This window comes from Rugamonas aquatica, from assembly GCF_009380215.1.
Classification (GTDB): domain Bacteria; phylum Pseudomonadota; class Gammaproteobacteria; order Burkholderiales; family Burkholderiaceae_D; genus Rugamonas; species Rugamonas aquatica_B.
This window is the reverse complement of sequence record NZ_WHUG01000001.1, coordinates 714,270-727,417: the sequence shown is the minus strand read 5'-3', so window position 1 is coordinate 727,417 and position 13,148 is coordinate 714,270. Positions and strand designations below refer to the sequence as shown.

The following is a 13,148-nucleotide window of genomic DNA, read 5'->3' as shown; positions in this document are numbered from 1 at the left end:
GAACGCCGATTCTAGGCCAGGCGCGCTTGAGTTACAATCACGCCATGTTTATCGATTCCCATTGCCACATTAATTTCCCCGAGCTGGCTGCTCGCATGCCCGAAATCCTGGCCAAGATGGCCGACAACAAAGTGACCCACGCGCTGTGCGTGTCGGTCGATTTGCCGGATTTCCCCCAAGTGCTGGCGCTGGCCCACGAATATCCGCACATCTACGCCTCAGTTGGCGTGCACCCGGATTATGAAGACACGCCTGAGCCCAGCGTCGAACAGCTGGTCGAGCTGGCCAACGATCCCAAGATCATCGCCATCGGCGAGACCGGGCTTGACTACTTCCGCCTGCAAGGCGACCTGGAGTGGCAGCGCGAGCGCTTCCGCACGCACATCAAGGCATCGTGCATCACGCGCAAGCCGCTGATTATCCACACCCGCAACGCCAGCGAAGACACCATCCGCATCATGCGCGAAGAGGGCGCAGGTACCGAAGCGGGCGGCGTGGCCGGCGTCATGCACTGCTTTACCGAGTCGCTGGAGGTGGCGCGCGCGGCGATCGAGATGGGCTTCTACATTTCCTTCTCCGGCATCGTCACCTTCAAGAGCGCCAAGGATTTGCAGGCGGTGGCGCTGGAAGTGCCGCTGGAACGCATCCTGATCGAAACCGATTCGCCTTACCTGGCGCCGATGCCGCACCGTGGCAAGATGAACGAGCCGGGCTTCGTCGCCCATGTCGGCGAGTACATCGCCAAGCTCAAGGGCGTGCCGGTGGAGCTGGTCGCCGAACAGACGACCGCCAATTTCTTCAAACTATTCAACGTGACGGCGTGAGCTTCCTATGCTGAATCTATCGAAACGCCGCGCGCTGTTGGCGGCCCTGGCGCTGGCTGTGGCCGTGCCGGTCCTCGCCGCCGAGCAGACCGAAGACGAAGTCGACCTGTTCCGCGCTATACAACTGGATAACCTGTCCGCCGTGAAGAAGCTGCTGGCGCGCGGCCTGAGTCCGAATGTGCGCGAACCGGGCGGCGAGACGGCGTTGATCGTCGCGATGCGCTACGAAGCCTACCGGGTGGCCCAATTCCTGATGGACCAGCCCGGCATCGACCTGGAAGCGAAAGCACCCAACGGCAATACCGCGCTGATGATGGCGGCCTTCCGCCAAAACAAGGAAACCGTGCTGGACATGATAAAGCGCGGCGCCCAGGTCAACCAGAAGGGCTGGTGCGCCTTGCATTACTCGGCGGCGGCCGGCAGCACCGAGATCACCACCATCCTGCTCGACAAGCACGCCTACATTGACGCCGAATCGCCGTCCGGCATGACGCCGCTGATGATCGCCGCGCGCGAAGGCCAGGAGAAAGTGGTGGAGTTATTGCTGGAGCAAGGCGCCGACGCTACCCTGAAGGATGGCGGCTTCCACCTGACCGCCGCCGAATTCGCGACCAAGGCGGACAAGCCCTGGATCGCGAAAACCATCAACGCTCATCTGGCAGCAAAGACCGCACGCTAGCGGCATGCTCAATTGACAACGCCGGAATTGGTGGGTTTTTGGCGCGCAGTTCCAAGCTTGGATCGTCGACATTGTTAACGATAATGGTTCCAGTGCATTGCCTCCAGACACAATGCTCATTAACCAAGGATACCCATGCTGAACGAACGCGAGATTGAAAGCTGCTATCTGGGGCAATTCATTCCAGTCCACTACCATCACAATATGCTGATGGATCAAAACCGTATGCACGGCTTCAAGTCGGCCATCGACTACGCGGTCAAGCCCGGCGCCAAGGTGCTGGAGCTGGGTGGGGGCACCGGCGTGCTGTCGTGGTTCGCGGCGGCCAAGGCGTCCAAGGTCTACTGCGTCGAGTTCAATCCCGACATGGTCAAGGAAGCCCGCAAGATGCTGGCTCTCAATCCCAACGGCGAGAAAGTCGAAGTCGTCCACGCCGACGCCTTCGAATACCTGCCGCCGGAGCCGGTCGATGTCGTCATCTGCGAGATGATCCATGTCGGCATGCTGCGCGAGAAGCAGGTGGAGGTGATCGAATCGTTCAAGCGCCGCTATACCGAGCGTTTCGGCGGCCCGCTGCCGGTGTTCCTGCCGGAAGCCGTCATCATGGCCGTGCAGCCGCTGCAGCAGGAATACGATTTCGAAGGTTTCTATGCGCCTATCGTGCAGTTCCAGGAAACCACCGTGATCTACCCGGGCACCGTGGAAATGTCCCAGCCTGCGGTCTACAGCATCATCGATTTCAACCAGCCTAACGAGCTGACCTATTCGTGGCAGGGCAAGTTCGTGGTCGAGCGCAACGGCGAGATCAACGCCATGCGCTTCGTCACCAAGAACATCCTGGCCGTGGTGGCCGAGCGCTCGACCACCATCGACTGGCTCAACCACTACATGACGCTGCCGCTGGCCACGCCGGTCAAGGCACGCGAGGGCGATGTGCTGCAGGTGAGCTTTCAGTACCGCGCCGGCGGCTCGATTCCATCGCTGCAAGCCTCGCTGCGCGCTGAAATCCTCTACGAAGCCGCACTGCAACCGGCCAGCTACGTCCCGGCCTACGCTTAAAAAGCCCTTCACGCAGGTCGTTCTGAAGCGTATATTTCGTCTTTTGCAGAAAGAAATATATGGAACAGAACGACCAACGCTACCTCATCCAGCAGAACAAGATCGCCGACGGCGACCAGAAACCCCCTGTCTTTGCCAAAGTCATGCGCAGCAAGGAAGGCGTGTTTGAAGGCGTTTCCTTCATCAAGTCGAAGGAAAAAGCCTCGGTGTTGACCATCGAGCAGGCCAACGAGGCCATCGCCTGGGCCGCCAAGAAGAAACCGAACGCCCACGAGTACGTCACCAAGATCATCTGCGTCGGCCAGTAATCCCCATTCATCCGCCGTTTCATGCGCTTGACCGCAGTGTTTCTGCAGTTGGTCGCATGAGAATTGCCGCCGGAGACCAGCCGCACTAAAGTGACAGCATTGACAACGCATCAACTGCATCGGGAGCATCTCATGTTCGGATTTGTGCTGTGGCTGGTTTTGCTGTTCCTTTGCTGGCCGCTGGCTTTGCTGGCGCTTGTACTCTATCCGCTGTTCTGGCTGATTACGTTGCCGTTCCGCCTGATCGGCATCGGCGTTGACGGCTTGTTCGAAGTGCTGCGCGCCATCGTCATGCTGCCGGCGCGCATCCTGGGCGGCTCGCCAGGCCGCTGAATCAGTCGCGGTCTGGCGCACCGAGCGGAAAGTAGGGCCGGAAGTACCGTGCCTCGTCCACCGCGCGGGCGAACGATGGCCGCGCCAGCAAGCGCGCACGGTAGGCGCGCAGCAGCGGATATTGCTCCGAAATCGGAAACGTCCAGTCAGCGTAGAACAGCGCCGGCGCAGCGGCACAGTCGGCCATGGAGAAATCCCGGCCTGTGGCCCAAGTCCGGTCGACAAGATATCCTTCCAGCCACGCATACGCGGTCTCCAGCTTGCTTGCCGCGTAGGCGAGTCCTTCCTCCTTTTTGGTTGCAATCCCTGTCAGCGCCTCGCCCACGGCGTGCTGCACGGGACTCATCACATGCAGATCGAAGAAGCGGTCGAGAAAACGCGTTTCGAGCGCATCCTCGGCATCCGCAGGGAGCAGGCGCACCGGCCCGGGATGCCTGAGCTGCAGGTGCTCGATGATGATGCTGGTTTCGACGACGTTGCGCTCGCCGTCCACCAGCAGCGGGAATTTGCTCAATGGCCAGCGCCGCTGCCATTCGGCCGAGTGCTGCGGCGTATCCGGCCCCAGGCTGCGGAATTCGAATGGAGTGTCATTTTCGTATAGCGCGATCAGCACCTTCTGCGTGTATGACGAAAATGCGTGCCCGTAAAGTGCGAGTGTCATGTTGAAGTCTCCGTTTGTTCAGGCCAGGTTGGCTTTGAGATAGGCTTCCAGCTTGGCCAGGTGTTGTTTGCCGCCTTCGATGGCGCCGTACTTCTCGACCACCTCGTCGCGCGATTCCTTGTTGGGGTAGAGCTGGCGCATGGTGAGCAGGGTGCCGCCGGCGGTTTCCTGCAGCGTGATGCTGGCCTCGAACCAGATCCGCTCGCCGTCGCCGTGGTCGTACACCAGCTTGGACGGCGGCGTGATTTCCTTGAATATCGAGCGGTTGGGGTAGCGGGTGCCGTCCGGCGCAACCATGTCGAAGGTCCACGCGCCGCCGACGCGGAAGTCCATGCTCACTTTTTCGTTGCTGAAGCCGTCCGGGCCCCACCAGCGGTTCACGTGCTCAGGCACGGTCATGGCTTTCCAGATCAGCTCGCGGGTAAAAGGCAATTCTCGCTGCAACACTAATTCGCGTTCGTGTTCACTCGTTGTCATTGCTTGGTCCTTTCTCTTTTTCCAAGGTATGCAGGTAGTCTTCCAGGCGGTCCAGACGGGACTCCCAGATGCTGCGCTGCTCATCAATCCAACCCGATGCCGTTTCAAAAGGCGCTTTCTCCAGACGGCAGGGCCGCCATTGGGCGTTTTTGCCGCGGCTTATCAACTTGGCTCTTTCCAGCACTTTCAGGTGCTTGGTCACGGCCGGCATGGACATGTCGAACGGCTGGGCAAGCTCGCCCACCGTCGCATCGCCCGTGCCCAGGCGCGCCAGCATGGCCCGCCGGACAGGGTGGGCCAGCGCCGTGAAAATCGCATCCAGCTGAGTTTCGTATTTAACCATAAGGTTAAATTAAACTGAAAAAACATCCCTGTCAATGGGTGACAGGGACTGTGTGCGGGGTTAGAAGTCGACCAGGAAGCCGGCGCCCACGGACTTTTGCGAGTAGTTGTAGTCGATCAGGCTTTGGCCGTAGCCGCTGAAGGCTTGCACATAGCCTTTCAGATTCGCCACTACCGGGAAGGCCCAGCCGGCTTGCAGCGCGCCGTGGCGCTTGGAGAAATTACGCCGCGCCATCAGCGAGAATTCATGGCCGTTGTTGCGGTAGCTGAGGTTGAGATCGCCATGGCCCAGGTAGTCGGTGATGTCGATGTTGTCGTTGTCCGAGCGGGCGTTGTCCAGCCGCTTCCACAGGCGGAACTGCGCGGCGAACTTGCCGTGCTCCGCGCCCACCTCCGCATACACCCGGTTCCAGCTGCGCGACAGCGTCGAGGTCTGGCCGTTGGACTGGTGCACCATCCCCAGCGTCAGGTAACGCACGTCGAGCGCGCTGCCGAGGTCGATGTTCAGCGGCGTGGTCAGCATCAGCTCGGGCTGGTAGTTGGTCTCGCGGAAGGGGCTCGATGCCGCGCGGTTGTAGGCTTGCCAGAAGCTGTTCTGCGTGTAGCCGAACCACAGATCGACCGGCGATTTAAGCACCTGTTCGATCAGTTTCATCTTGAAGCTGAGCTGATACGTCAACTCCACGTGTTTCGACTTGATGCCGGCAGGCGTGAAGTCCTCAAAAGGCGCATCATTGGAACTTGTGCTGTAATTACCCAGCAGCAGATAAGTGTCGCGGTGCGGGCGGAAGTTGAACACGCCGCGCTTGGCCGAGCGGTCCAGCTCCCACCATTGCACCATGCGCGAGACGGTGTCTTCCGGCGGGATCGTGGTCAGCGCCGCGACCTTGGCCGGCAGCACCGGCGGCGTGGGCGGCTCCGCAGGCTGGGTGCTCGACGGCAGCGTCAGGGCGACGGCGAGCTTGCTGTCCTTGCCGACGTCGGGTACGCCGACCGCGGCGCCGCCAGCGGCTTGCAGCGCGGGGCCGGCCTTGGCCAGGCTGTCGTAGCAGGCCAGGCGGGCGCTGGCGTCGCCCAGGACGGAGCAGCGTTCGATGCGCAGTTCCAGATCGGATGCCTGCTGGGCCCATGCCATAGCCGGCGCTATGCCTAAGGAGAGGAGAAGAACGGTTTTTGTCGGCACGGTCATGTGGAACTTTCAGGTAAACTTAGTAATTATTCTACAGACTACAGTAATTGCCGTCAGTCATGTCGCACGGCTGGGCTTGAATTCCATCGCATGCGCCATATCTACGACTTCCTGCATGACAACTGCAACAAGGAGAGAATGATGACCCGCAAGACACCTATCGAGCGTTACCGCAACATTGGCATCAGCGCCCACATTGACGCTGGCAAGACCACGACCACGGAGCGCATCCTGTTTTACACCGGCGTCAACCACAAAATCGGCGAGGTGCACAATGGCGCCGCGACGATGGACTGGATGGAGCAGGAACAGGAACGCGGGATCACCATCACCTCCGCCGCCACCACCGCCTTCTGGAAAGGCATGGCGGGCAACTTCGCCGAGCACCGCATCAACATCATCGACACGCCGGGCCACGTCGACTTCACCATCGAAGTCGAGCGCTCGATGCGCGTGCTCGACGGCGCCGTCATGGTGTATGACGCGGTCGGCGGCGTGCAGCCGCAATCGGAAACCGTGTGGCGCCAGGCGAACAAGTACGCCGTGCCGCGCATCGCCTTCATCAACAAGATGGACCGCGTCGGCGCGGACTTCTTCCGCGTGCGCGAGCAGATCGCCACGCGGCTGAAGGGCGTCGCCATTCCGATCCAGATTCCGCTGGGCGCCGAGGATAACTTCCATGGCGTGGTGGACCTGGTCAAGATGCGCGCGATTAACTGGGACGACGAGAGCCTCGGCGTCAAGTTCACCTACGAGGACATCCCGGAGAACCTGAAGGCGCTGGCGCAGGAGTGGCACGACAAGATGGTCGAGGCCGCCGCTGAAGGCACGCCCGAGCTGTTGGAAAAATACCTGGACGGCGGCGTGCTGAGCGAGGAAGAGATCAAGGCCGGCCTGCGCCTGCGCACCATCCGCAACGAGATCGTGCCGATGCTGGCGGGCAGCGCCTTCAAGAACCGCGGCGTGCAAGCGATGCTGGACGCGGTGGTTGAGTATCTGCCGTCGCCGGTGGATGTGCCCGCTATCGCCGGTCACGACGAGGACGACAATCCGATCGAGCGTCATCCGACCGACAGCGATCCGTTCTCGGCGCTGGCGTTCAAGATCATGACCGATCCGTTTGTCGGCCAGCTGACCTTCTTCCGCGTGTATTCAGGCGTGGTCAATTCCGGCGACACGGTCTACAACCCGACCAAGAGCCAGAAGGAGCGCCTGGGCCGCATCCTGCAGATGCACGCCAACGAGCGCAAGGAGATCAAGGAAGTCTACGCCGGCGACATCGCGGCGGCAGTCGGCCTGAAGGGGGTGACCACCGGCGATACCTTGAGCTCGCCGGATCACGTGATCGTGCTGGAAAAGATGATCTTCCCGGAACCGGTGATCTCGCAGGCGGTCGAACCGAAGACCAAGGCCGACCAGGAAAAGATGGGCATCGCCCTGAACCGGCTGGCGCAGGAAGACCCGTCGTTCCGCGTGCATACGGACGAGGAGTCGGGCCAGACCATCATGTCCGGCATGGGCGAGCTGCACCTGGAGATCCTGGTGGACCGCATGCGCCGCGAGTTCAGCGTCGAAGCGACGGTGGGCAAGCCGCAGGTGGCTTATCGCGAAACCATCCAACGCGCGGCCAGCGATGTCGAAGGCAAGTTCGTCAAGCAGTCCGGCGGACGCGGCCAGTACGGCCATGTGGTGCTGACGCTGGAGCCGCTGGAGGCGGGCAAGGGCTATGAGTTCGTCGACGCCATCAAGGGCGGCGTGGTGCCGCGCGAGTTCATTCCTGCGGTCGACAAGGGCGTGCAGGAAACCTTGCGCAGCGGCGTGCTGGCCGGCTATCCGGTGGTCGACGTCAAGGTGACGCTGACTTTCGGCTCGTACCACGATGTCGACTCGAACGAGAACGCCTTCCGCATGGCCGGTTCGATGGCCTTCAAGGACGGCATGAAGCGCGCCGATCCTGTGCTGCTGGAACCGATGATGCAGGTGGAAGTGGAAACGCCGGAAGAGTTCATGGGCAACGCCATGGGCGACCTGACGGCGCGGCGCGGCATGGTGCAGGGCATGGACGAGATTCCTGGCGGCGGAGGCAAGATCATCCGCGCGCTGGTGCCGCTGGCCGAGATGTTCGGCTACTCCACCACGCTACGTTCGCTGACGCAAGGCCGGGCGACGTACACGATGGAGTTCAAGCACTACGCCGCCGTGCCCAAGCACATCCTCGACCAGATCGCTGTCTCGTCGAAGGCGCGTCACTGATCAGTCGAAGACTTTCAGTTTGAGCTGAACGGAAATGGCGCCATAGAGCCGGTCCTTATAGGTCGGCACTATGGCGACATTGACGCCTACGCTCTTGTATTCGAAGCTGGCGGTCGGGATGGCCGCCAGAAACCATCCGCCATCGCGCATCTTGGGGTAGCCGCTGAAGCCGCCCGCCACCGCGCCCAACCTCACCGGCCCGACCTTCCACGGCTGGTAGTACACGCCCACATAGTTCGAGTAAGCCCGGTCGCTATTGTAGAAACGGCCCGCCGTGGCCGACGCCACCGTCGAGAAACGGTACTCGCCGCCCAGGCCGGGGTTGCTGTCGTTCAGGCCCTTGTCGCGCTGGAAGTGGTAGGAGTAGAAACCGCCGTTCAGCCACACTTCCTTCAGCGGCGCCGATTCGATGGTCTCGAAGGTGTCGGCCATCGCTCCAGCCGACAGGCCGGCCAGCAGCAGGGCGCCGGCTATACGCAAACTTTTTATCATCCGAAGCTTTCTTCGTCATGTTGGGACGATGGATTATAGCGAAGGTTGGTGCTGGTTCGCAGGATGGGAAGGTGCTGCCCGTTTTCATGGTCTAGTTGTGTGCCTTGCCGGATCGTAGACTGCGGTTTTTTTCGGGGGACTGACATGAAAATTACCGCAGCACTGGCACGCGGCGCCAAACAGGCGCTGGCCGTGACGGCGTTGGAACTGGACGAGCCGCGCGATGACGAAGTGCTGGTTCGCGTTGTGGCCAGCGGCATCTGCCGCACCGATATCGATGTGCGCGACGGCTACCTGCCCACGCCCACGCCGGTCGTGCTGGGCCATGAGGGCAGCGGCGTGGTTGTGCGCGCGGGCCGGCTGGTGCGCCAGTTCGCGCCGGGCGACCACGTGGTGATGTCGATGGGTTCGTGCGGCGTGTGCCCGTCCTGCCAGGTCGGGCTGCCGGCCTATTGCGTGCAGCACGTGCCGCTGAACTTCATGGGCTCGCGCCCGGACGGCTCGGTCTGCATGCATGAGCGCGGCGAGCATGTGCACAGCCATTTCTTCTCGCAATCGTCGCACGCCAGCTTCACGGTGGCGCACCAGAGTTCGCTGGTCAAGGTGGCGGATGATGTGGATCTCCGTTGGCTGGGGCCGCTTGCCTGCGGTGTGATGACCGGCGCGGGCGGCGTCATCAACACGCTGAAGCCGGAGGCCGGCACCAGCATCGTGATCTTCGGCGCCGGCACGGTGGGCTTGAGCGCGCTGATGGCCAGCAAGATCGTCGGGTGCAGCCGCCGCATCGTGGTCGACAACAAGCCGGAGCGGCTGGCGCTGGCGCGCGAACTGGGCGCTACCGACACCATCCTGGCTGCCGCCGGTGTCGACGTGGCCGCTGAAGTCCGTTCCTTGACGGACGGCCTGGGCGCGCACAACGCCTTCGAATCGAGCGGCGTGAAAAGCGTAATCAGTACCGCGCTGACGGCGATACGCGAACGCGGCACCTGTGTGATGACCGGCGTGCTGCCGCAGGGCAGCGTGGTGGAATTCGACGCCTGGCAGCTGCTGCGCGGCCGCACGGTGCGGGGCAGCGTGATGGGCGATTGCCTGCCGTCGCAGTTCATCCCGCGCCTGGTCGAGTTCTATCGCCAGGGCTTGCTGCCGCTGGAAAAGATCTCCCGCCTGTATCCGCTGGCCGACATCAATCAGGCTATCGAGGACGGCATCTCTGGCGCCGTCGTGAAAGCCATCGTCGTCATGCCGCACCCGGACGCCACATCAACCTAGGAATACCATGACCGTACACAGCAAAGTTTTTGATTTTCTTATCTTGGGCGGCGGCTCGGCCGGCGCCGTGCTGGCCAACCGTTTGTCCGAAGACGGACGGCATCAGGTTCTGCTGGTCGAAGCCGGCCGCGCCTTCGATCCCGATGCCTATCCGGAAGAGATCTACAGCAGCAACATCATCGCCGCCAAGGGCGACCCGCGCTATGAATGGGGCTACCACGCGCAGCCGGTGGAGCAGGCCGAACCGGTCTATGCGCCGCGCGGCAAGGTACTCGGCGGCAGCTCCGCCATCAATGGTGCGGTCGCATGCCGGGCCTTGCCTTTCGACTTCGCCCGCTACGCCGCCAAAGGCTTGAAGGGCTGGAGCTTCGAAGAGGTGCTGCCGTACTACAAAAAAATGGAAAGCGCGCCGCATGGCGACGAGCGCTGGCATGGCCGCAGCGGCCCGCTGCCTATCCACCAGATGAGCATGGACTACATCACGCCGGTGCAGCGGGCGATGGTGGAGGCGTGCTGGGAGCTGGGCGCGAATCGCGTCGACGACTTCAACAACCCGGAGGCCAACAACGGCGCCGGTCCCAATCCGATGAACATCGTCAACGGCGTGCGCGTCAACACCGGCATGGTGTACTTGAGCCGCGCCGTGCGCGCCCGCTCCAATCTCAGCATACTGGACGGCAGCCTGATCGACCGGCTGCTGATCGAAGACGGCAAGGTGCAATCGGTGCTGCTGGCCGACGGCCGCGTGGTGCGGGGCAGGGAAGTCATCCTCAGCGCGGGTTCGTACGGCTCGGCGGCGCTCCTGCTGCGCTCGGGCATTGGGCCGAAAGCCGATCTGGAAGCCTTGGATATTCCCGTGGTGAAGGATGCGCCGGTAGGCGTGCGCCTGCTCGACCATGCGTTCTACTGGATGAACTTCAGCGGGAAGGAAGCGCTGAAAGGCCAGGAACATCCGGTGGTCGGCGCCCAGTTGTGGACCAACTCGTCGCTGGCGGGATCGAAGCAGGAACTCGATATCGGCATCTCGCCATCGCACCTGCTCGATCCGGCCAGCAGCCCGACGGGCGTGGCGTTTTCGCTGGGGCTGGAGCTGATGCACTGCACGTCCGAGGGCTGCATCCGCCTGCAAAGCCGCGATCCGCTGGCCGCACCGCTGATCGAGCTGAACCATCTGACCAGCGAGGACGACATGGCGCGCATGGTGGAGTGCTTCCGCCTGGCCCGCAAGCTGGCCGCGACGGAACCGCTGAAGAGCATGATCGTGGAGGAAATATATCCCGGTCCCGCCGTCGGCGACAGCGACGCCGAGATACGAAGCGCGCTGGCGCAAGGCGTCGGTACGCTGCAGCACCCGTGCTCGACCGCGCCGATGGGCTTGCCGGACGACCCGCGCGCCGTGGTGGATGAGCAGGGCCGCGTCTACGGCGTGCAGGGCTTGCGGGTGATCGATGCGTCGATCTTCCCCGAGATCCCGCTGATTAACCTGAACCCGACCGTCATCATGATGGCCGAGAAGCTGGCCGACACCATCAAGGCGTCGTTGTAGCCGGCTGGGGCGGCGCGCTGGCGGCTGGTTCGGCGAGTCCGTACGCCGCCGGCCAGCTGTCCGGCAGATGCCAGGTGCCGAATACCCGGTCGAAGAAGGGCAGCGTCGACGAAAAATTGCGGTCCAGCGGTGCGACACTGGTGTGATGCCAGTGATGGAAGGCCGGCGTGGCGATGATCGATTCCAGCGGACCAAGGCGTACGCGCAGATTCGAATGGATGAAGAATCCCCATATCGTGCCGATGACGATCACCAGCGCCGGCGTGGCGCTGCCGCCCGCACTGGCGCCGGCCAAGCCCAGGATGTACAGCGGCGTCATGCCGAACAAGCGGGTGACGACCATGTCGACCGGATGTGCATGCGTGTTAATCAGGAAGTACAGGTGCTCCGGCTTGTGGTGCACCGAATGGAAGTGCCACAGCCACGGCCACTGGTGGCTCAGCCGGTGGCCCCAGTAGAAACCGATCTCCGCGATCAGCAGCGACAGCGGCAGCTTGACCGCCAGCGGCAACGCGCTCATTGCGGCAGGCAGGGCGGCCGGCAGCACCGCCTGCGCTGCGGCGGCCACCACCGCCATCAGCATGCCGACGATGACCGCAGGCAGCAGGCTGTTGAGAAAATACAGGCCGAGATTGGCGGCCAGCGCGCGGCGCGGCAGATGCGCCTTGCGCACGGCCAGCCAGCGCTCCAGCGGCACAAACACCAGCGACAGCAGCACCAGCCATACGCACAGCCGCGCCACGTTGACGGCGAAGGTAGGCAGGTAGGCGAGCAGGTCGTTTATCAGTGTCATGGCGTGCATCATAGCGGAAATGAAAATGCCGGACGCGAAGGTCCGGCACCGATCAACAGCAGCTGCGAATTAAGCAGCCTTGGCCTTGCGGCGACGGGCGGCGAAGCCGACCAGGCCCAGGCCCAGACCCAGCATGGCCCAGGTTTGCGGTTCAGGCACGGCGGCGGTCATTGACACGCCATCCAGCAGCGAGAACGGTGGAACGCCGGTTGGGGTGCCGATGGCCAGGAAGCTCAGCACTTCGCTTGCGCTGGACGCGGTGAAGGTGAAGGTCTCTTTCTGCCAGCCGGTGAAGCCGTGATCGACATTGTTCTTGACGACGGTCGACTGGGTTTCATTGCCCAGCGATACTTTCCATTGCTCGGTGGTCGCACCGTTGAAGCCGGACTGCTGAGCGCCAGCCCAGTAGAAGGTCAGGTTGTATTGCTGACCGGCGACCAGGCCGTGGACGGTCTGTTGCAGCGGGGCGATTTCAAACGCGCCATCGGCTGCGACGAAGTTGCCGCCGACAGGGCTGGCTTGCAGGCCGTTCGAGGAACCATTTTTCGGGCCCCACAGCTGCAGGTTGCCGTAGCTGCCGGTGACGCCGCCGTTGTCGACGTTCGAGCCGTTGAACAGGAAGTTGTAGCCATTGGTGCTCCAGCCGGCCAGCTGATGACCGCCCCAGCCGATCTGGCCGTAGTCGCCGGCTTCGAAACCGCCGTTGACGATCAGTTCGGTGGAGGCGCTGGCCGCGCCGGTGCTCAGGGCAGCTGCGGCGGTGATGGCCAGCAGCAGGTTTTTGATACGCATAATGTAGCTCCAGAATTCGCATTTCGGACGGGCATCCGGCCGCCGGCGGTGAGGAAAGTTCACTGGTTAAAAAGCAACGAACTTGTTCGGAAAGCATTATGCTTAAAAATAGTTTAAAAAGGAATATTTTT

15 protein-coding genes are annotated in these 13,148 nt (G+C 62.4%); 8 read left to right on the top strand and 7 right to left on the bottom strand.

Annotation, left to right across the window (positions count from 1 at the left end):
* Nucleotides 1-44 precede the first annotated feature (44 nt).
* From GEV02_RS03140 to GEV02_RS03120, 5 genes are all read left to right on the top strand, one after another.
* On the top strand, nt 45-824 hold the full coding sequence (locus GEV02_RS03140) for a TatD family hydrolase (RefSeq protein WP_152836461.1): 780 nt from the start codon (nt 45-47) through the stop codon (nt 822-824).
* Nucleotides 825-831: 7 nt separating this feature from the next.
* The gene (locus GEV02_RS03135; protein WP_152836460.1) at nt 832-1,503 is read left to right on the top strand and encodes an ankyrin repeat domain-containing protein; all 672 of its coding nucleotides are present in this window, start codon (nt 832-834) and stop codon (nt 1,501-1,503) included.
* 135 nt (nt 1,504-1,638) lie between these two features.
* The gene (locus GEV02_RS03130; RefSeq protein WP_070266671.1) at nt 1,639-2,562 is read left to right on the top strand and encodes a methyltransferase domain-containing protein; all 924 of its coding nucleotides are present in this window, start codon (nt 1,639-1,641) and stop codon (nt 2,560-2,562) included.
* Between the two features lie 59 nt (nt 2,563-2,621).
* Nucleotides 2,622-2,870, top strand: a complete 249-nt coding sequence (locus tag GEV02_RS03125; RefSeq protein ID WP_152836459.1) for a hypothetical protein — start codon at nt 2,622-2,624, stop codon at nt 2,868-2,870.
* 132 nt (nt 2,871-3,002) lie between these two features.
* The gene (locus GEV02_RS03120; protein WP_152836458.1) at nt 3,003-3,203 is read left to right on the top strand and encodes a hypothetical protein; all 201 of its coding nucleotides are present in this window, start codon (nt 3,003-3,005) and stop codon (nt 3,201-3,203) included.
* A 1-nt stretch (nt 3,204) separates the two neighbouring features.
* Here GEV02_RS03120 and GEV02_RS03115 read toward each other — a convergent pair whose 3' ends face one another.
* From GEV02_RS03115 to GEV02_RS03100, 4 genes are read right to left on the bottom strand one after another with little or no spacing between them, the layout of a single operon-like run.
* On the bottom strand, nt 3,205-3,864 hold the full coding sequence (locus tag GEV02_RS03115) for a glutathione S-transferase family protein (protein WP_152836457.1): 660 nt from the start codon (nt 3,862-3,864) through the stop codon (nt 3,205-3,207).
* Between the two features lie 18 nt (nt 3,865-3,882).
* On the bottom strand, nt 3,883-4,341 hold the full coding sequence (locus GEV02_RS03110; protein WP_174998944.1) for an SRPBCC family protein: 459 nt from the start codon (nt 4,339-4,341) through the stop codon (nt 3,883-3,885).
* Complete coding sequence (locus GEV02_RS03105; RefSeq protein WP_152836455.1) at nt 4,328-4,684, bottom strand: ArsR/SmtB family transcription factor; 357 nt, start codon at nt 4,682-4,684, stop codon at nt 4,328-4,330. Before GEV02_RS03105 ends, GEV02_RS03110 begins: the two co-directional genes overlap by 14 nt.
* A gap of 60 nt (nt 4,685-4,744) precedes the next feature.
* Nucleotides 4,745-5,818, bottom strand: coding sequence for a phospholipase A (locus GEV02_RS03100; protein ID WP_152836454.1), 1,074 nt, complete (start codon nt 5,816-5,818; stop codon nt 4,745-4,747).
* Between the two features lie 195 nt (nt 5,819-6,013).
* On the opposite strand from GEV02_RS03100, the gene fusA reads away from it, so the two are divergent.
* Nucleotides 6,014-8,125, top strand: a complete 2,112-nt coding sequence (gene fusA / locus GEV02_RS03095; protein ID WP_152836733.1) for an elongation factor G — start codon at nt 6,014-6,016, stop codon at nt 8,123-8,125.
* On the opposite strand, the gene GEV02_RS03090 is transcribed toward fusA, so the two are convergent.
* Nucleotides 8,126-8,617, bottom strand: a complete 492-nt coding sequence (locus GEV02_RS03090) for a hypothetical protein (protein ID WP_152836453.1) — start codon at nt 8,615-8,617, stop codon at nt 8,126-8,128.
* A gap of 144 nt (nt 8,618-8,761) precedes the next feature.
* On the opposite strand from GEV02_RS03090, the gene GEV02_RS03085 reads away from it, so the two are divergent.
* Together GEV02_RS03085 and GEV02_RS03080 are read left to right on the top strand one after the other, a co-directional pair.
* Nucleotides 8,762-9,886: an NAD(P)-dependent alcohol dehydrogenase gene (locus tag GEV02_RS03085; protein WP_152836452.1), complete on the top strand. Its 1,125-nt coding sequence runs from the start codon at nt 8,762-8,764 to the stop codon at nt 9,884-9,886.
* A gap of 7 nt (nt 9,887-9,893) precedes the next feature.
* Nucleotides 9,894-11,432, top strand: coding sequence for a GMC family oxidoreductase (locus tag GEV02_RS03080; protein WP_152836451.1), 1,539 nt, complete (start codon nt 9,894-9,896; stop codon nt 11,430-11,432).
* On the opposite strand, the gene GEV02_RS03075 is transcribed toward GEV02_RS03080, so the two are convergent.
* Together GEV02_RS03075 and GEV02_RS03070 are read right to left on the bottom strand one after the other, a co-directional pair.
* Nucleotides 11,416-12,225, bottom strand: coding sequence for a sterol desaturase family protein (locus GEV02_RS03075; protein WP_235922627.1), 810 nt, complete (start codon nt 12,223-12,225; stop codon nt 11,416-11,418). The two genes, GEV02_RS03080 and GEV02_RS03075, sit on opposite strands and share 17 nt — an antisense overlap.
* A gap of 69 nt (nt 12,226-12,294) precedes the next feature.
* Nucleotides 12,295-13,017 (bottom strand): PEPxxWA-CTERM sorting domain-containing protein, encoded by a 723-nt coding sequence (locus GEV02_RS03070; RefSeq protein ID WP_152836449.1) that lies wholly within the window; start codon nt 13,015-13,017, stop codon nt 12,295-12,297.
* Between the last annotated feature and the right edge of the window lie 131 nt (nt 13,018-13,148).